Source organism: Serratia sarumanii, from assembly GCF_029962605.1.
GTDB classification, from domain to species: Bacteria; Pseudomonadota; Gammaproteobacteria; order Enterobacterales; family Enterobacteriaceae; genus Serratia; species Serratia sarumanii.
In genome coordinates, this window is record NZ_CP124750.1 from 4221899 (window position 1) to 4240953 (window position 19055).

At 59.5% G+C, this 19055-nt stretch carries 12 protein-coding genes; 3 read left to right on the forward strand and 9 right to left on the reverse strand.

All coding sequences use genetic code 11. The features are described 5' to 3' along the window. The first annotated feature begins 27 nt into the window (after window positions 1-27). Entirely contained in the window at window positions 28-822 is a 795-nt protein-coding gene (gene speD / locus SSARUM_RS20015) for an adenosylmethionine decarboxylase (protein ID WP_004937510.1), read from the forward strand. A 32-nt stretch (window positions 823-854) separates the two neighbouring features. On the opposite strand, the gene yacL is transcribed toward speD, so the two are convergent. The 6 genes from yacL to pdhR form a co-directional block, all read right to left on the reverse strand. Next, entirely contained in the window at window positions 855-1217 is a 363-nt protein-coding gene (gene yacL, locus SSARUM_RS20020; protein WP_004937507.1) for a protein YacL, read from the reverse strand. A 139-nt stretch (window positions 1218-1356) separates the two neighbouring features. Then, entirely contained in the window at window positions 1357-3954 is a 2598-nt protein-coding gene (gene acnB / locus SSARUM_RS20025; RefSeq protein ID WP_060388223.1) for a bifunctional aconitate hydratase 2/2-methylisocitrate dehydratase, read from the reverse strand. Window positions 3955-4469: 515 nt separating this feature from the next. Continuing rightward, on the reverse strand, window positions 4470-5894 hold the full coding sequence (gene lpdA / locus SSARUM_RS20030; protein ID WP_004937500.1) for a dihydrolipoyl dehydrogenase: 1425 nt from the start codon (window positions 5892-5894) through the stop codon (window positions 4470-4472). Between the two features lie 233 nt (window positions 5895-6127). Continuing rightward, window positions 6128-8011, reverse strand: coding sequence for a pyruvate dehydrogenase complex dihydrolipoyllysine-residue acetyltransferase (gene aceF, locus SSARUM_RS20035; RefSeq protein ID WP_033649600.1), 1884 nt, complete (start codon window positions 8009-8011; stop codon window positions 6128-6130). A gap of 13 nt (window positions 8012-8024) precedes the next feature. Beyond that, window positions 8025-10688, reverse strand: coding sequence for a pyruvate dehydrogenase (acetyl-transferring), homodimeric type (gene aceE / locus SSARUM_RS20040; protein WP_004937495.1), 2664 nt, complete (start codon window positions 10686-10688; stop codon window positions 8025-8027). Between the two features lie 165 nt (window positions 10689-10853). After that, a complete protein-coding gene (gene pdhR / locus SSARUM_RS20045) occupies window positions 10854-11618 on the reverse strand; it encodes a pyruvate dehydrogenase complex transcriptional repressor PdhR (protein WP_004937490.1) in 765 nt (254 codons plus the stop codon). 631 nt (window positions 11619-12249) lie between these two features. Here pdhR and SSARUM_RS20050 point away from each other — a divergent pair. Further along, a complete protein-coding gene (locus SSARUM_RS20050; RefSeq protein ID WP_033649599.1) occupies window positions 12250-13626 on the forward strand; it encodes an amino acid permease in 1377 nt (458 codons plus the stop codon). A gap of 63 nt (window positions 13627-13689) precedes the next feature. Here the strand turns inward: SSARUM_RS20050 and SSARUM_RS20055 are convergent, their stop codons facing one another. The 3 genes from SSARUM_RS20055 to SSARUM_RS20065 are packed head-to-tail and all read right to left on the reverse strand — an operon-like array spanning window position 13690 to window position 18262. Then, entirely contained in the window at window positions 13690-14925 is a 1236-nt protein-coding gene (locus tag SSARUM_RS20055; RefSeq protein ID WP_033649598.1) for a cytochrome c, read from the reverse strand. Next, window positions 14922-15476 (reverse strand): (2Fe-2S)-binding protein, encoded by a 555-nt coding sequence (locus tag SSARUM_RS20060; RefSeq protein WP_033635931.1) that lies wholly within the window; start codon window positions 15474-15476, stop codon window positions 14922-14924. Before SSARUM_RS20060 ends, SSARUM_RS20055 begins: the two co-directional genes overlap by 4 nt. Further along, entirely contained in the window at window positions 15473-18262 is a 2790-nt protein-coding gene (locus tag SSARUM_RS20065; RefSeq protein ID WP_060430997.1) for a xanthine dehydrogenase family protein molybdopterin-binding subunit, read from the reverse strand. Before SSARUM_RS20065 ends, SSARUM_RS20060 begins: the two co-directional genes overlap by 4 nt. 208 nt (window positions 18263-18470) lie before the next feature. On the opposite strand from SSARUM_RS20065, the gene SSARUM_RS20070 reads away from it, so the two are divergent. Beyond that, window positions 18471-19055, forward strand: a complete 585-nt coding sequence (locus tag SSARUM_RS20070) for a nucleotidyltransferase family protein (RefSeq protein ID WP_033649596.1) — start codon at window positions 18471-18473, stop codon at window positions 19053-19055.

The following is a 19055-nucleotide window of genomic DNA, read 5'->3' on the forward strand; positions in this document are numbered from 1 at the left end:
GCGAGAAGATAAAGGAGGTGGCCCAAATTGCATAAGCTAAAACTGCACGGCTTCAACAACCTGACCAAGAGCCTGAGTTTTTGTATTTACGATATTTGTTACGCCAAGACCGCGGACGACCGCGACGGCTATATCGCCTACATTGACGAACAGTATAACGCCAACCGGCTGACCGAGATCCTGAGCGAAACCTGCTCGATCATCGGCGCCAATATTCTGAACATCGCGCGTCAGGACTACGAGCCGCAGGGCGCCAGCGTCACCATCCTGGTCAGCGAAGAGCCGATCGATCCGAAAGACGTCGATACGTCGGAGCATCCCGGCCCGCTGCCGAACACGGTCGTTGCGCACCTGGACAAGAGCCATATCTGCGTACACACCTACCCGGAAAGCCATCCGGAAGGCGGGCTATGCACCTTCCGCGCCGATATCGAGGTTTCGACCTGCGGCGTCATTTCGCCCCTCAAGGCGCTGAACTACTTAATTCACCAGCTGGAATCCGACATCGTCACCATGGACTATCGCGTGCGCGGTTTTACCCGCGACGTGAACGGCGTGAAACATTACATCGATCATGAGATCAATTCGATCCAGAACTTTATGTCGGAAGACATCAAGGCGCTGTATCACATGATGGACGTGAACGTTTACCAGGAAAATATCTTCCATACCAAGATGTTGCTGAAAGATTTCGATCTGAAGCACTACCTGTTCAACGCGGAACCAGAGGCGCTGAGCGCCGCCGAACGCAAGCAGATCACCGATCTGTTATGGAAAGAGATGCAGGAAATCTATTACGGCCGCAATATTCCGCATCTGTGATGGAAAGGGCGCGGCACGCCGCGCCCTGATGCTTAGTATTTCAGCATGAAAGAACGATAGGCCTTCAACACCAGCAGGAAGTCCTCAACGCCGCAGAATGAGAGGCTTTCTTCGTCGTAGTAATTCATCCCCTCTTCCATTTCATCGCCCTCGAACTCCAGCTGATTGGCGCGGATCATCACTTCTTCACCATCCATCAGCAGCGTATATTCATGGCCTTCCAGCTGCCATTGACGTTCACTGCCTTTGACCTCGGCCGCACCGGCTTCAATCCGGTCCAGCAGGTTGAAATCGCCTTTGACTTCTTCGTTGATCCAGTGGCCAATCGCTTCATGCCCCATCGAAAATCTGACGATCACCTGACCGGTGACGTCACGCAGAAATTCGTAATCCATAGCATGCCCTCCTGAGCCCTTTTTCTTAGTGTAAACATAAATGGCGGACTAACTCAGTGAGCGCTCGCAAAGTTGGCAACTGAGCAAAATAAAACGGGAGGCCAAGGCCTCCCGTTAAACAGTTGCGCAATATAGCGGCTTACACGGCGGTTTGGAAGATCACGCCGTCGGCTTTTTCGGTGTACTGCCCCAGCTGGTCAAAGTTCAGGTAGCGGTAGGTATCCGCCGCCGTCTTATCGACCTGCGCCATATAGGTCTGGTACTCGTCCGGCGTCGGCAGGCGGCCCAGCAGGGACGCAACCGCAGCCAGTTCGGCTGACGCCAGATAGACGTTGGCGCCGGTGCCCAGACGGTTCGGGAAGTTACGGGTCGAGGTGGAGACCACCGTCGCACCGTCCGCCACGCGCGCCTGGTTGCCCATGCACAGCGAGCAGCCCGGGATCTCGATACGCGCGCCGCTCTTGCCGAACACGCTGTAGTAGCCTTCTTCGGTCAGCTGAGCCGCGTCCATCTTGGTTGGCGGCGCCACCCACAGACGGGTTGGCAGCTGGCCCTTGTGCTGATCCAGCAGCTTGCCGGCCGCGCGGAAGTGGCCGATGTTGGTCATGCAAGACCCGATGAACACTTCATCGATTTTGCTGTTGGCCACGTCGGACAGCAGGCGCGCATCGTCAGGATCGTTCGGCGCGCACAGGATCGGCTCCTTGATCTCGTTCAGATCGATGTCGATCACCGCCGCGTATTCCGCATCCGCATCGCCTTCCAGCAGTTGCGGATCCGCCAGCCATTTTTCCATGCCCTGAATACGGCGCTCCAGCGTACGGCGGTCGCCGTAGCCTTCGGAGATCATCCACTTCAGCAGCACGATGTTGGAGTTCAGGTACTCTTCGATCGGCGCCTTGTCCAGCTTGATGGTACAACCGGCGGCGGAACGTTCGGCGGACGCATCGGTCAGCTCAAACGCCTGCTCGACCTTCAGATCCGGCAGGCCTTCGATCTCCAGGATGCGGCCGGAGAAGATGTTTTTCTTGCCCTTCTTCTCGACGGTCAGCAAGCCTTGCTGGATCGCGTAGTAAGGGATGGCGTGCACCAGATCGCGCAGGGTGATGCCCGGCTGCATTTTGCCTTTGAAGCGCACCAGCACCGACTCAGGCATATCCAGCGGCATTACGCCGGTCGCGGCGGCAAACGCCACCAGGCCGGAACCGGCCGGGAAGGAGATGCCGATCGGGAAGCGGGTGTGGGAATCGCCGCCGGTGCCGACGGTGTCAGGCAGCAGCATGCGGTTCAGCCAGGAGTGGATCACGCCGTCGCCCGGACGCAGCGAGACGCCGCCGCGGTTCATGATGAAGTCAGGCAGCGTGTGGTGCGTGGTCACGTCGACCGGTTTCGGGTACGCGGCGGTGTGGCAGAATGACTGCATGACCAGATCGGCGGAGAAGCCGAGGCAGGCCAGGTCTTTCAGCTCATCACGGGTCATCGGGCCGGTGGTGTCCTGAGAACCGACGGAGGTCATCTTCGGTTCGCAGTATTCGCCAGGGCGAATGCCGGCGACGCCGCAGGCGCGGCCGACCATTTTCTGCGCCAGCGAGAAGCCTTTGCTGCTGGCGGCGACCGGCTTGGCGATACGGAACACATCGCTGTGCGGCAGACCCAGCGCTTCGCGCGCCTTGGTGGTCAGGCCGCGGCCGATGATCAGCGGGATACGGCCGCCGGCGCGCACTTCATCCAGCAGCACGTCGGTTTTCAGCTCGAAGCTGGCGATCAGCGCGCCGGTTTCGTGGTTGCGCACTTCACCTTTGTATGGGTAAACGTCGATCACGTCGCCCATGTTCAGCTCGGACACGTCCACTTCGATCGGCAAGGCGCCGGCATCTTCCATGGTGTTGAAGAAGATAGGCGCAATCTTGCCGCCCAGCACCACGCCGCCGCCGCGCTTGTTCGGCACGTGCGGGATGTCGTCGCCCATAAACCACAGCACGGAGTTGGTGGCGGATTTACGGGAAGAACCGGTGCCGACCACGTCGCCGACGTAGGCCAGCGGGAAGCCTTTTTTGTTCAGCAGCTCGATCTGTTTGATCGGGCCGACGCTGCCCGGCTGATCCGGCACGATGCCTTCACGTTCGTTTTTCAGCATCGCCAGCGCGTGCAGCGGGATATCCGGGCGCGACCAGGCGTCCGGCGCCGGAGAAAGGTCATCGGTGTTGGTTTCGCCGGTGACTTTGAACACGGTGACGGTGATCTTTTCCGCCAGCTCAGGGCGCGACAGGTACCATTCGGCGTCGGCCCAGGACTGCATGATCTGCTTGGCGTGCGGGTTACCGGCCTTGGCCTTCTCTTCCACGTCGTAGAAGTTGTCGAACATCAGCAGCGTGTGGGACAGCGCTTTCGCGGCGATAGGCGCCAGCGTTTCGTTATCCAGCGCTTCGATCAGCGGGTGAATGTTATAGCCGCCCTGCATGGTGCCTAACAGTTCAATGGCTTTCTCGGGGGTAACCAGGGGGGATGTCGCTTCACCTTTGGCGATGGCCGCCAGGAAACCTGCTTTGACGTAGGCGGCTTCGTCGACGCCCGGTGGAACACGGTTAATCAGCAGGTCTAACAGGAATTCTTCTTCGCCTTTTGGCGGATTCTTCAGTAGTTCGACCAGCGCGGCCATTTGGGTGGCGTCTAGCGGCTTAGGGGCGATGCCCTCAGCAGCACGCTCGGCTACGTGCTTACGGTATTCTTCTAGCACGACGTTCTCCTCGCTCTCATTGTCATTTATTGTGCCTGGCGTATATGCAAACCGGGTTTATACCCTTGGGGTTTCACTCTGTGGCTAGGCGATCGGCCCGTAAAGGCCCCGAAACGGTGATTGGGGCAAACAGACACGGTCAAACAGCGTTACAGCATGAAAGACTGATGGGTAGAGCGCACGGCGATATTGATGCCATCTATCCTGACGGGGCACTGCTGTCGATGTCCTGGACTGTAAGGTACAGTGCCCGGTTCCGCTCAGCCAGCATATCAGGATTTGAAACGGTTGTTAATTCGTTCACATAAAAGCAACATTAAATCTTTGCTGAATCGTTGAGCGCAGCGTAATCGGCTGCCGGACTAGCAGGGCATTATATCCATATAATTAGAATGGATATAAGCAGAGGGATCGGAATTTGGCGCAGCGGCCACAAAAAAACCGCTTTCTGAGTTTGAGCAAAAAAAAACGGCTCCTTGTCAGGAGCCGCTTGTTAACCGGTCAAACCAGCAGAATTACTTCTTCTTGGCTTTCGGGTTAGGCAGGTCGGTGATGCTGCCTTCGTAGATCTCCGCCGCCAGGCCCACGGATTCGTGCAGGGTCGGGTGAGCGTGGATGGTCAGCGCGATGTCTTCCGCGTCGCAGCCCATCTCGATAGCCAGACCGATTTCACCCAGCAGTTCGCCGCCGTTGGTGCCGACAATCGCGCCACCGATGATGCGGTGAGTTTCTTTGTCGAAGATCAGTTTGGTCATGCCGTCTGCACAGTCGGAAGCGATCGCACGGCCGGAAGCCGCCCACGGGAAGGTGGAGGTTTCGTAGCTGATGCCTTTCTCTTTCGCTTCTTTCTCGGTCAGACCCACCCATGCCACTTCCGGCTCGGTGTAAGCGATGGATGGGATCACTTTCGGATCGAAGTAGTGCTTCATGCCGGCGATAACTTCTGCGGCAACGTGGCCTTCGTGCACGCCTTTGTGCGCCAGCATCGGCTGACCGACGATGTCGCCGATAGCGAAGATGTGCGGCACGTTGGTGCGCAGCTGTTTGTCGACGTTGATGAAGCCACGCTCGTCAACTTCAACACCGGCTTTGCCGGCATCCAGCAGTTTGCCGTTCGGCACGCGGCCGATCGCCACCAGCACCGCGTCGTAACGCTGTGGTTCTGCCGGCGCTTTTTTACCTTCCATCGTGACGTAGATGCCGTCTTCTTTGGCTTCTACCGCGGTCACTTTGGTTTCCAGCATCAGGTTGAACTGCTTGCTGATACGTTTGGTGAAGACTTTCACCACGTCTTTATCTGCCGCCGGGATAACCTGATCGAACATCTCAACGACGTCGATCTGTGAACCCAGCGCATGGTATACGGTGCCCATTTCCAGGCCGATGATGCCGCCGCCCATAACCAGCAGACGCTCTGGGACGGTTTTCAGCTCCAGCGCATCGGTGGAATCCCACACGCGTGGATCTTCATGAGGAATGAATGGCAGTTGGATCGGACGAGAACCTGCAGCGATGATGGCGTTGTCGAAGTTGATGGTGGTTGGGCCGTTTTCGCCTTCAACAACCAGGGTGTTAGCGCCGGTGAACTTGCCCAGGCCGTTGACCACTTTCACTTTACGGCCTTTCGCCATGCCAGCCAGACCGCCGGTCAGCTGAGTGATGACTTTTTCTTTCCAGACGCGCACTTTGTCGATGTCGGTTTTCGGCTCGCCGAAAACGATGCCGTGTTCGGCCAGCGCTTTGGCTTCTTCGATCACTTTGGCAACGTGCAGCAGTGCTTTGGAAGGGATACATCCCACGTTCAGGCAAACCCCGCCCAGAGTGGAATAACGTTCAACCAGAACGGTTTCAAGACCTAAGTCAGCGCAACGAAAGGCTGCAGAGTAACCTGCCGGGCCCGCCCCAAGTACCACGACCTGAGTTTTAATTTCAGTACTCATCATGACCTCTTAATTGATTGTCCGGCGGGTCAGACGTCATTTTTATTGCTAATCGATCTCATAACGCCCTTCATCCACCGGGACGCTTACACCGCGAGCAGTTTACAGAATTGTTAATAATCTGCAAAGCGTGTTCGAGTGACCCGTGTCTCAACAATTTTGTCGAGTTATGCAAAATCCGACAAAACTGCTACAGAATCGTCAGGGGCGCAGCATGCTGCGCCCCTTTTGCATTACATCACCAGACGGCGAATGTCGGACAACATGTTGTTGATGATGGTGATGAAGCGCGCACCATCGGCACCGTCGATAACGCGGTGGTCGAAGGACAGCGACATCGGCATCATCAGGCGCGGCATGAACTCTTTACCGTTCCAGACCGGCTCCATCGCAGACTTGGAGACGCCCAGGATAGCCACTTCCGGCGCGTTGACGATCGGCGCGAAGTGGGTCGTCCCGATGCCGCCCAGGCTGGAGATGGTGAAGCAGCCGCCCTGCATCTCGCCCGCGGTCAGCTTGCCGTCGCGCGCTTTCTTGGAGATGGTCATCAGTTCGCGAGACAGCTCGGTGATGCTCTTCTTGTTCACGTCCTTGAACACCGGAACCACCAGGCCGTTCGGGGTATCTACCGCCACGCCGATGTTGATGTATTTCTTCAGCGTCAGCTTCTGACCGTCTTCGGACAGCGAGCTGTTGAAGCGCGGCATCTGCTCCAGAGCGGCAGCAACGGCTTTCATGATGAACACGACAGGCGTGAACTTCACGTCCAGCTTGCGCTTGGCCGCTTCTTCGTTCTGCTGTTTGCGGAACGCTTCCAGATCGGTGATGTCGGTTTTGTCGAAGTGAGTCACGTGCGGGATCATCACCCAGTTGCGGCTCAGGTTCGCACCAGAGATCTTCTGGATGCGGCCCATTTCGACTTCTTCGATCTCGCCGAACTTGCTGAAGTCCACTTTCGGCCATGGCAGCATGCCTGGCAGACCGCCGCCGGCAGCGGCCGGGGCCGCTTCAGCGCGTTTCACCGCGTCTTTCACGTAAGCCTGAACGTCTTCGCGCAGGATGCGGCCTTTACGACCGGTGCCTTTCACTTTCGCCAGGTTAACGCCGAATTCACGCGCCAGACGACGAATGACCGGGGTCGCGTGCACGTATGCCGCGTTCTCGGCGAACTCGCCTTTGTCGTCAGCTTTCGCAGCCGGAGCGGCGGCTTTCGCGGCGGCCGGCGCCGGCGCAGCTTCCGCTTTAGCAGCAGGCGCGGCGGCAGCGGCAGGCGCAGCGCCTTCCACTTCAAACACCATGATCAGGGAGCCGGTTTTCACTTTGTCGCCGGTCGCGATCTTGATCTCTTTAACGGTCCCCGCGAACGGTGCCGGCACTTCCATGGAGGCCTTGTCGCCTTCCACGGTGATCAGAGACTGCTCGGCGGCAACCTTGTCGCCCACCTTAACCATCACTTCGGTCACTTCGACTTCGTCGCCGCCGATATCCGGCACGGCGACGTCTTTGGCCGCAGAGGCCGCAGGCGCTGCAGCGGCGGCAGGAGCTTCAACCGCAGCCGGGGCCGCAGCGGAAGCGGCGCCGGCCACTTCGAACACCATGATCAGGGAGCCGGTTTTCACTTTGTCGCCGGTCGCGATCTTGATCTCTTTCACGGTGCCCGCGAACGGCGCAGGGACTTCCATGGAAGCCTTGTCGCCTTCCACGGTGATCAGGGACTGCTCGGCTTCCACCTTGTCGCCCACTTTCACCAGGATCTCGGTCACTTCGACTTCGTCGGCGCCGATGTCCGGCACGGCAACGTCTTTGGCCGCAGCGGCGGCCGGGGCAGCTGCTGCTGCCGCCGGTTTTTCTTCCGCTTTCGCCGCCGGTGCAGCTTCCGCTGCGCCTGCCGCTTCGAAGATCATGATCAGTTTGCCGGTTTCGGTTTTATCGCCGACCGCCACTTTGATCTCTTTCACCACGCCCGCCTGCGGGGATGGCACTTCCATGGAAGCCTTGTCGCCTTCCACGGTGATCAGCGATTGTTCCGCTTCAACTTTATCGCCGACCTTCACCAGAATCTCGGTGATTTCGACTTCATCTGCACCGATGTCCGGTACGTTGATTTCGATAGACATTATTCAGTACCTCTTAGGCCAGACGCGGGTTAACTTTTTCCGGGTTGATGTCGAATTTCTTGATTGCATCGGCAACCACAGAAGCTTCGATCTCACCGCGTTTAGCCAGTTCACCCAGAGCAGCAACCACCACGTAGGATGCATCGACTTCGAAGTGGTGACGCAGGTTTTCGCGGCTGTCCGAACGACCGAAGCCGTCGGTGCCCAGTACGCGATAGTCGCTGGCCGGCACATAAGTACGAACCTGTTCGGCGAACAGTTTCATGTAGTCGGTAGAAGCTACCGCCGGCGCGTCGCTCATCACCTGAGCGATGTAAGGCACGCGTGGCGTTTCGGTTGGGTGCAGCATGTTCCAGCGCTCGCAATCCTGGCCGTCGCGCGCCAGTTCGGTGAACGAGGTCACGCTGTAGGTGTCGGAACCCACGCCGTAGTCCTTCGCCAGGATCTGCGCAGCTTCGCGCACGTGGCGCAGGATGGCGCCGGAGCCCAGCAGCTGTACCTTGCCTTTGCTGCCTTCCAGCGTTTCCAGCTTGTAGATACCCTTGCGGATACCTTCTTCCGCACCCTGCGGCATCGCAGGCATGTGGTAGTTTTCGTTCAGCGTGGTCAAGTAGTAGTACACGTTTTCCGGGTTGTCGCCATACATGCGCACCAGACCGTCGTGCATGATCACCGCCACTTCGTACGCGTAAGCCGGATCGTAAGAGATGCAGTTAGGGATGGTCAGAGACTGAATGTGGCTGTGGCCATCTTCGTGCTGCAGACCTTCGCCGTTCAGGGTAGTACGGCCCGAGGTCCCGCCGATCAGGAAGCCGCGCGCCTGTTGGTCGCCCGCTGCCCAGCACAGGTCGCCGATACGTTGGAAACCGAACATCGAGTAGTAGATGTAGAACGGAATCATCGGCAGATCGTTGGTGCTGTAGGAAGTCGCTGCGGCCAGCCAGGAAGAGGCTGCGCCCAGTTCGTTGATGCCTTCCTGCAGGATTTGGCCTTTCTCGTCTTCTTTGTAGTAAGCCACCTGCTCACGGTCCTGCGGGGTGTACTGCTGGCCGTTCGGGCTGTAGATACCGATCTGACGGAACAGACCTTCCATACCGAAGGTACGCGCTTCGTCGGCGATGATTGGCACCAGGCGATCTTTGATCGACTTGTTCTTCAGCATCACGTTCAGGGCACGCACGAAGGCGATAGTGGTGGAGATCTCTTTGTTCTGCTCTTCCAGCAGCGAGCTGAAATCTTCCAGCGCCGGCATTTCCAGCTTCTGGGTGAACTCCGGCAGACGCGTCGGCACGTAGCCTTTCAGCGCCTGGCGACGTTCGTGCAGGTATTTGTACTCTTCGGAATCTTTCTCGAAGGTGATGTACGGCAGTTTTTCGATGTCAGCATCGGCAACCGGCACGTTGAAACGATCGCGGAAGTGGTGAACCCCTTCCATGTTCATTTTCTTCACCTGGTGAGCGATGTTTTTACCTTCCGCGGTTTCACCCATGCCGTAACCTTTGATGGTGTGGGCCAGGATAACGGTCGGTTTGCCTTTGGTGTCCTGCGCTTTTTTCAGTGCAGCGAAGATTTTCTTCGGATCGTGACCACCACGGTTCAGCGCCCAGATTTCGTCGTCGGTCATGTCTTTGACCAGCGCCGCAGTTTCCGGGTAACGGCCGAAGAAGTGCTCGCGCACGTAAGCGCCGTCTTTGGATTTGAAGGTCTGGTAGTCGCCGTCCAGGGTCTCGTTCATCAGCTGAACCAGTTTACCGCTGGTGTCTTTACGCAGCAGTTCGTCCCAACGGCCGCCCCAGATCACTTTCAGCACCTGCCAGCCTGCGCCGGAGAAGATGCCTTCCAGTTCGTTGATGATCTTGCCGTTGCCGGTGACCGGGCCGTCCAAGCGCTGCAGGTTGCAGTTGATGACAAACACCAGGTTGTCCAGCTTCTCGCGGGTCGCGATGGTGATGGCGCCTTTGGATTCCGGCTCATCCATCTCGCCGTCGCCCAGGAAGGCGTAAACGGTCTGCTCAGAGGTGTCTTTCAGGCCGCGGTGTTCCAGGTATTTCAGGAACTTCGCCTGATAGATGGCGCTGATTGGGCCCAGGCCCATGGATACGGTCGGGAACTGCCAGAATTCCGGCATCAGCTTAGGATGCGGGTAAGAGGACAGGCCGTTGCCGTGCACTTCCTGACGGAAGTTGTTCATTTGTTCTTCGGTCAGGCGGCCTTCAAGGAAGGCACGCGCGTAAACGCCCGGAGAGATGTGGCCCTGGAAGTACACCAGGTCGCCGCCGTCTTTCTCGTTGCGTGCGCGGAAGAAGTGGTTAAAGCAGACTTCATAGAAGGTCGCGGAAGACTGGAAGGAAGCCATGTGGCCGCCCAGCTCCAGGTCTTTTTTGGATGCGCGAAGAACGGTCATGATCGCGTTCCAACGGATCGCAGAGCGAATGCGGCGTTCCAGATCCAGGTTGCCTGGGTAGGCCGGTTCGTCTTCTACCGCGATGGTGTTGACGTAGTTGTGCGCTGCAGCACCGGCCGCAACGTTAACGCCGCCTTTGCGGGCTTCTCCCAATACCTGATCAATCAGAAACTGAGCTCGCTCAACACCCTCTTCACGGATGACCGATTCGATCGCCTGCAGCCAGTCGCGGGTTTCGATCGGATCCACGTCATTGTTTAAACGTTCTGACATGGTGGTATTCCTTATCTGTCTAATGGTTTGTTTGGAGCCTGTCTTCCTGTGCTCTGTGCAAAAACACACGAAGACAGGCCCATCAGTTTAGTTGCCGCTTAAGTACTTAACTAAGTACCTCGAACTTAACCCCCGCAGGCTGGTGTACCCTGAAGAGGACAGCTCTTAATCCTTGCGTTGCTGGAGACGCCGTAGCGATCTCTCGCGCCGAGTATGCTCCCGGCTGAGATCCAGCAAGATTTCCTCGATAAACGCCAAGTGGCGATGCGAGGCTTCACGGGCCTTTTCCGGCTCGCGTGCCACAATCGCCTCAAAAATTCCGGCGCGGTGGCTGCTCACTTTTGCCAACATCTCACGGCGCGAGTAGAGCAATTCAAAGTTCTGACGCACGTTCTGTTCCAGCATCGGCCCCATGCAGCGTAGCAGGTGAAGTAACACAACGTTGTGGGCAGCTTCGGTCACGGCGATTTGATACTGCATGACCGCATCGGCTTCGGCGTCGAGATCGCCGCTGTCTTGAGCCTGTTGAATCACGATGTGGCAGTCGCGGATGCGCGCCAGATCTTCATCGGTGCCGCGCAGCGCCGCGTAATAGGCGGCAATGCCTTCCAGCGCGTGACGGGTTTCCAGCAGATCGAACTGTGATTCGGGATGGTCGGCCAGCAGCTCGGCCAGCGGATCGCTGAAGCTCTGCCACAGATTAGTTTGCACGAAGGTGCCGCCGCCCTGACGACGCAGGAGCAGCCCTTTCGCTTCCAGGCGCTGAATGGCCTCTCTCAGAGAAGGACGGGAGACATCAAATTGTTTCGCCAGCTCGCGCTCCGGAGGCAGTTTTTCGCCTGGGCGCAGTGTCCCCTCGAGGATCAGATATTCGAGCTGTTGCTCGATAACATCTGACAACTTGGGTTGGCGGATTTTGCTGTAGGCCATGAGTGAATTCTTCTCTGCGAATGGCGCGGAGTCAATTGGTAATACCAATTTCAAAAACGTGACGGTAAAGTAACAAAGTATTCACCTCCTGTCCATACGGGCCTTGATCGAAATCAGGTTACCCGCACATTTTAACACCCCGCTGAAAACCCCGCTGCAAACCGGTAACGCCGTGATGGTATTACCATTTACGCGCCGGGTTGGGGATTTAACTTTTACCAAACCTTACGCAAGGAAGAGTGCAAACTTTTTGCCCAAGTTTTATTGCATGGTTATGACGCTTTAATGAATGGCTATTTGGCGAGCACCGCCACGGTGATTCGTTCATTATTTGAACGCGCACCGCCGCTCGGATCTACGTTATTTTTGCGCATTATGTGATTTGTTGCTTATTTCATGCACTGAATCCCTCCCGCCGTCACACAACCCGCATTTTGTTTCCTAAACTGCTGCAATCTTAATCACTCACACGACAAAGCAGGTGCAAACCGACGCACATAACATTATTCTCTGCCAAACGGTAGCGGCGCCGTGGAATTAATAGCTATAACGCCGTAAATAAAACAAAACACACATCGTAACCACTGCTTTACAGGTATGTGGGCATTCACAACGACAGAGGGTTTGATTGATGGATGGTCAACAGCATGGTGACCAGCTGAAACGCGGCCTGAAAAACCGCCATATTCAGCTCATCGCCTTAGGTGGCGCAATCGGCACCGGGTTATTTCTCGGTATCGCTCAAACAATAAAAATGGCCGGCCCGTCAGTGCTTCTCGGCTACGCCATTGGCGGCTTCATCGCGTTTCTGATCATGCGCCAGCTGGGGGAGATGGTGGTGGAAGAGCCGGTTGCCGGTTCCTTCAGCCACTTCGCCTACAAATACTGGGGCAACTTCGCCGGCTTCGCCTCCGGCTGGAACTACTGGGTGCTGTATGTCCTGGTGGCGATGGCGGAACTGACCGCGGTCGGCATCTACGTGCAGTACTGGTGGCCGGAGATCCCCACCTGGGTTTCCGCCGCGGTATTCTTCCTGGCGATCAACGCCATCAACCTGGCCAACGTGAAAGTTTACGGCGAGATGGAGTTCTGGTTTGCCATCATCAAGGTGGTGGCAATTATCGGCATGATCGTGTTCGGCGCCTACCTGCTGTTCAGCGGCATGGGCGGCCCGGAAGCCACCGTCACCAACCTGTGGGCGCAGGGCGGGTTCTTCCCGAACGGCATCATGGGCCTGGTGATGGCGATGGCGGTGATCATGTTCTCCTTCGGCGGCCTCGAGCTGGTCGGCATCACCGCCGCCGAAGCCGACGACCCGCAAAAGAGCATTCCGAAAGCCACCAATCAGGTGATCTACCGCATTCTGATCTTCTATATCGGTTCGCTGGCCATTCTGCTGTCGCTGTACCCTTGGGGCAAAGTGGTCGAAGGCGGCAGCCCGTTCGTGCTGATCTTCCACGCGCTGAACAGCAACCTGGTGGCGACCGTGCTGAACATCGTGGTGCTTACCGCCGCGCTGTCGGTGTACAACAGCTGCGTCTACTGTAACAGCCGCATGCTGTACGGCCTGGCGCAGCAGGGCAACGGCCCGAAAAGCCTGTTGAAGGTCGACGGCCGCGGCGTGCCGGTGGTGGCCATCGGCATTTCCGCCCTCGCCACCGCGCTGTGCGTGCTGATTAACTACCTGATCCCGGGCCGCGCCTTCGAACTGTTGATGGCGTTGGTGGTATCGGCGCTGGTGATCAACTGGGCAATGATCAGCCTGGCGCACCTGAAGTTCCGCGCCGCCAAAAACCGCGAAGGCGTGGTGCCGAAGTTCAAAGCGTTCTGGTACCCGTTCAGCAACTACCTGTGCCTGCTGTTCATGGCCGGCATCCTGGTGATCATGTACCTGACGCCGGGCATTCAAATCTCGGTGCTGCTGATCCCGGTGTGGGTGGCGATCCTGGCCGTCGGTTACGCCATCAAACAGCGCAGCCAACGCGTCGACGGCGTCACCAGCCGTTGAATCCCATGACCGCGCAATAAAATGGCCCGCTGATGCGGGCCATTTTTTTTGCCTGAACGCCGCTTACTTGCGCAGCGCTTTCACCTGTTCGGCGGTGATGTCCGCCGGCAAGCCGCCCCAGGTCACGCGCAGATAATTCACCAGCTCCGCCACGTCGGCATCGCTCAGCCGTTCGCCGAAGCCCGACATGCTCTGCATGCTTTCGCCGTTCGGGAACTGCTGAGCCGGCAGGCCGTCCAGCACCGACACGATCAGGTTCTTGCCGTCCGCCTGGCGCAGCGTGGCGTTGTCGCGCATCGCCGGTGCGACGTGCGGTTTGCCCTCGCCTTCACGCGCGTGACAGCCGGCGCACTGATCCAGATAGGCCATGCGCCCGGCATCGCTGCCCTGGCCCATTTTCACCGGCACCGCCGCCGGCGGCTGCTCGCCCATCAGATACAGCGCCAGCGCCTGATGGTCTTCCGGCGTTAAATGCCGGGTGCTGAGATCCACCACCATGTGCATCTCGCTGAAGGCGGAACCCTGCGGCGCGAGGCCGGTGCTGAGGAAGCGGCTGACGTCCTGCGGCGTCCAGCCGCGCTGCGCCAGGCCGTGCGGCGTAATGTCCGGCGCCATGAAGCGGCCGAGATCGCCGCCCTGCATCGGCTTGGCAAGATCCATCTGCCCCAGCGCGCCGCGCGGCGTGTGGCATTCGCCACAGTGGCCCAGCACGTCGGCCAGATAGCGGCCGCGCTGCCATTGCGGCGAGCTGCCCTGCGAACTGGCCGGCAGCGGATCCTGGCTGCGGAACAGCAGGTTCCAGCCGATCAGCGCCATGCGCTGGTTGAACGGGAACGGCATCTCGTTGGCCGGGATGGCCACGTCCACCGCCGGGCGCGTCATCAGGTAAGCGTAGATGTCGTCGGCGTCCTGACGTGACATGCCCTTGTACGAGGTGTAAGGCATCGCCGGGTACAGGTGCCGCCCGCCCGGCGCCACGCCCTGCGTCAGCGCCAGGAAGAAGTCGTCCCTGGTCCAGCGCCCGATGCCGTGGTCGGCCGACGGCGTCAGATTGCTGCCGTAAATCGTGCCGAACGGCGTTTCCAGCGGATAGCCGCCGGCCAGCGGCGCCCCGCCGCTGGCGGTATGACAGGCGGCGCAGTCGGCGGCCTGCGCCAGATAGCGGCCGCGGGCGATCTGTTCGGCGCCGGCGGTCACCTGCTGCACCGGGCCGTCGTAACGGCGGTTTTCCCGCCACCACAGCAGCGCAATCACCACGATCGCCACCAGCAAAATCAATACTGCGAGACGTTTTTTCATTGCGCCGTCTCCTTGAGCAGGCCCGGCGTTTTCAGCACCACGTCGCGCACCGCTTCGTAGTAGCGCACATAGCCGGTGCAGCGGCAGATGTGGCTGTCCAGCGCCTGCTCGATGGCGCTTTCCAGCTGCTCGCGAGCGATAGGTTCACGCTTGAGCTTTTCCACGAAAATGGTGGCGGCATTGACGAAGCCCGGCGTGCAATAGCCGCACTGGAAGCTGTAGTGCTCCAGAAACGCCTGCTGGATCGGCGACAGTTCAACCACCTCGCCCTGCTCGTCCACCCTGGCGTGGCCTTCGACGGTACGCACTTTCTTGCCGTTGAAGAAATGCGCGCCGGTGATGCAGGTGCGCACCTCTTCACTGGTGCCGCTCGGGTGATCGACGATTGCCACGCAGGCGTGGCAAATGCCCTGCCCGCAGCCGAGGCGCGAGCCGGTCAGGTCAAGGTATTCGTGCAGGAAATCGATCATCATCAGGCCTTCCGGCACCTCGATTGGGCCGTATTGCTTCTGGTTGATGGTCAGGGAGATCGGCTGGGTTTTAATGCTCATTGTAATACCTCACGAATATTTTCTGCACGAACGGGCAAATCACGGAAACGGTGGCCGGTGGCGTCGGCGATGGCGTTGACCAGCGCGGCCACAATCGGGATCATCACCACCTCCGCCATGCCTTTCGGCGGATCGGTTTCCGACAGCGCCGGCAGGATGTCGCCGCTCTGCTTCCACACCGCCACGTCGCTGGCGCGCGGCAGGTGGTAACGGTTGAAGTTCCAGGTGCCGTTGCCCGGCCCGTCTTCGTACAGCGGTAAATATTCGTGCAGCGCATGGCCGATCCCCATCGCCAGCCCGCCCTGCAGCTGGCCGGAAACCAGTTCCGGCACGATCAGGTTGCCGCACTCCATGATCGAATGGTGATTCAGCAATTCCACCTGGCCGGTGGCGATATCCACCGCCACTTCCGCCAGCGTGCCGACGGCGCTGTAGTAGGTGACCGCCGCATTGTTACGCTGGGTTGGCGGGTAGTAGACCTGCCCACGCGCCAGCGGTTTGAATTCGCCGCCGGCGTTGCGCAGCGCCATGCCGTCGATCGGCAGGCGTTCGCTTTTGCCGTTCAGCGTGAAATCGGCCTCCGCCCACTGCCAGCGGTTGAAGACGTGCACCGCCGCGCCGGTGACGCCGCCCATCTGATAGGCCGTCTTGGCCAGCAGCTCGAGGCTCAGCACCGACATGCCCGCCGCCGTCAGGCCGCCCTCGACCCAACGCGCATCTTCACGCCGCACTACCAGCGGCGCCGCCTGGCCGCCGCCGATGCCGGCCTGCCACAGCGCCATCGCCGCCGGCCACAGGCCGTGATCGAAGATCAGGCGCGCCGCTTCGCGGGTGCTGTGCGAGAAGTAATAGGCCGAGTTGCTGGCGCTGGACGGCGAACAGTAGCTCGGCGTCCAGTTAGGGTTGGTTTGCAGCTTGTCCTGCTCCTCCTGCGACATCAGGTATGGATCGCCGCTGGTGACCATCGGCAGCACCGACCAGTCAGTGACCGAGAAATGCGCTTCGTCGGCCGATTTGCCCAGCCACTGCGCGCACAGCACCGACTGCGAGGTCGACATGCCGGTGCCCATCTCCGCGCCGCTGTGATGCAGCGTGATGCGGCCGTCTTCGCTCAGCTCCACCCGGGCGAACGAGGTTTCCGCCCCGGTGCCGAAGTCTTTCTGCACGCAGCCGAAGCCAACGCCATAGCGCTTGCCGGGATGGCGGCTCTCAAACTCGGCCTTGCGTTCGGCGCGCTTGAGCCACATCTCATGCTTCGCCGCCTTCTCCAGCACTTCATCGGCGCGGATCGCACCGGCCGGGATCGCCCCCTGGGTGTTTTTCATGCCGGATTTCAGCACGTTGCGCAGGCGGAACTCGATCGGGTCGATCTTCAGCTCGGCGGCCAGCTCATCCACCATCATCTCGGTGGCGGCCATGCTCTGCAGCGTGCCGTAACCGCGCGCCGAGCCGGCGTCGATGGCGCGTGAGGCCAGTCCGACCGACGACAGATCGCTTTTCGGGAAGTAGTAAATCGACTGGGCGGCGGTCGCGCCGACCATCACCACCGAAGGGGTAAAGTTGCTGCGGCCGCCGCCGTCCGCGGTCATGTCGCCGAGGAACGACTGCATGACGCCGGTCTGCTTATTCACCGCGATGCGGTAATTCATGTCGAACGCGTGGCGCTTCAGCGCCGTCTGGAACTGCTCGAAGCGGTCGTTGGCCAGGCGCACCGGGTAGCCGTCGCCGTACATCGCCGCCACCGCGCCGTAATACGGGAAGTTGTAGTGATCTTTCGAGCCGTAGCCCACGGTGTAGCACGGGTGCAGGATCAGCTGTTTCACCGGTGGATTGCGCTTGGCCAGCATGCGCGGCATCTCGTCGGCCACTTCCTGCGGCGACTGGGTCGGCACCACCAGATGCAGCGTTTGCGTCTCGGCGTCGAACCAGCCGTTGGCGTTGTCCGGCTCCAGCGCCGAGGTGTCGATCGACTGCGTGGTGTAGCGGCGCGACATCACCAGCCAATCGGCCGGCGGATTGGCCATCTCGTCGGCGATCAGGCCCGCATAGCGCATGCCTTCCTGATCCAGCTTGCCGCCCTCGCGCCCTTCCGGCCACACCGGCAGGTGTTTTTTCATCGACACCGGGAAGATCGGCGTGTCCTTCAGGCTGGAGAAGCGATCGTCGTCGAACGGTTGATCGCCCCCCACCCGCACATAGCGGAAGCTGCCCCAGGGATCGCGCTCCAGCGGGCCGGTGACCGCGCCGTATTTGATGGTTTCCTCACGGAATTTCAGCTTGTCCTTGGCGAAGCGGAAACGGGCGAAGTCGTGATAGATCAGTATCGCCACCGCCTGGCCGAGATAGGCCGGGGTTTTGCCGCTCGGCAGCAGCATGTCGTCGCCGTAGAACGCCGGGAAGGCCAGGCCGTCGCGCGCCAGATCTTCCGCCGTCACCAGGCGATCCGGCTGCAGGTCGTCCCCCAGCAGCGACAGATCGACGCCCTCGAACAGCCGGTCGGCTTTAGTGACGCGAAGAATGAAGGCGTGCGCCTGTTTCTGCGGCCAGTGCGGCATGTCCACCGCGCGGATATCGCGCGCGAACACCTTCTGCCCCATGACCTTGGCGCGGCCGTCGATACGGAAACGGACGCGTTTGGTCTGCGGATCCCAGTTGGGTGACTGGAGGATTTTTTGCTCGAACAGCGCGGCGTAGGCGCGGCTGTACAGGGGCGCGAGGTACACGGACACCCCCGCAATCACGGCGCCTTTGATAAAGCGGCGCCGCGACGGGTTGAAATTGCTCATAAATAAGTCCTTCACGTCTTTCTTGTAATTGGTTTTTGTTCGCGGTGTTGTTGCGCAAACGCTGACGACCTTGCCGTAGACGTCATAAGCATATGCTTATAACTAAAATTATGTGATGATTAACAGGCTGTTTTCAACAAAAAAACATTTACAAAACACAGGTAGTTTGTAGGCTAATAAATAATTTGCGCAAACGCGGACTTCAACCATGACCACGGGCATTGTCATTACCGCCGCCGGACGCGGGGAGCGCTTTATTCAGGCCGGCGGCCGGGGCAACAAATTGAACGCCGGATTTGCCGATGCGGCGGGCGAGCGGCGATCGCTGTTCGAACACACCCTGCGCCAGGCGCTGGCCTCCGGCCTGCCGGTACAGGTGGTGACCCGGCCGGATAATCTGCCGGTGCTGGCCGCCTGCGCCGCCAACCAGGTGCCGGTCACCCTGCTCGCCAGCGCGGGCCTCGGCGACTCGATCGCCGCGGGCGTTGCGGCCACGCCGCACTGGCAGGGCTGGCTGATTCACCTGGCCGATATGCCGTTCGTCGGCGCCGATGTTTTCCGGCAGGTGGCGGATGCCTTACGGCAGCACGCGATCGTGCGCCCCTGCTATGCGCAACAGCCCGGTCATCCGGTCGGCTTTTCCGCTCTATTGCGCAAACCACTTTGCCAACTGCGCGGCGATAATGGCGCGCGTGAACTGCTGCAAGGCGCGGCAGTGCACCTGCTGCCGCTTGAGCAACCCGGCGTCGTGCAGGATATTGATCTTCCATCGCAACTCCCGGCCAGCGAGTAA

Excerpts from the sequence above, each read along its gene's own strand:
- SSARUM_RS20060 (WP_033635931.1), bottom strand. The coding sequence starts at position 15,476 with ATGAGCATTAAAACCCAGCCGATCTCCCTGACCATCAACCAGAAGCAA.
- SSARUM_RS20070 (WP_033649596.1), top strand. The coding sequence starts at position 18,471 with ATGACCACGGGCATTGTCATTACCGCCGCCGGACGCGGGGAGCGCTTT.
- yacL (WP_004937507.1), bottom strand. The coding sequence starts at position 1,217 with ATGGATTACGAATTTCTGCGTGACGTCACCGGTCAGGTGATCGTCAGA.
- aceF (WP_033649600.1), bottom strand. The coding sequence starts at position 8,011 with ATGTCTATCGAAATCAACGTACCGGACATCGGTGCAGATGAAGTCGAA.
- pdhR (WP_004937490.1), bottom strand. The coding sequence starts at position 11,618 with ATGGCCTACAGCAAAATCCGCCAACCCAAGTTGTCAGATGTTATCGAG.
- lpdA (WP_004937500.1), bottom strand. The coding sequence starts at position 5,894 with ATGAGTACTGAAATTAAAACTCAGGTCGTGGTACTTGGGGCGGGCCCG.
- SSARUM_RS20065 (WP_060430997.1), bottom strand. The coding sequence starts at position 18,262 with ATGAGCAATTTCAACCCGTCGCGGCGCCGCTTTATCAAAGGCGCCGTG.
- SSARUM_RS20055 (WP_033649598.1), bottom strand. The coding sequence starts at position 14,925 with ATGAAAAAACGTCTCGCAGTATTGATTTTGCTGGTGGCGATCGTGGTG.
- aceE (WP_004937495.1), bottom strand. The coding sequence starts at position 10,688 with ATGTCAGAACGTTTAAACAATGACGTGGATCCGATCGAAACCCGCGAC.
- SSARUM_RS20050 (WP_033649599.1), top strand. The coding sequence starts at position 12,250 with ATGGATGGTCAACAGCATGGTGACCAGCTGAAACGCGGCCTGAAAAAC.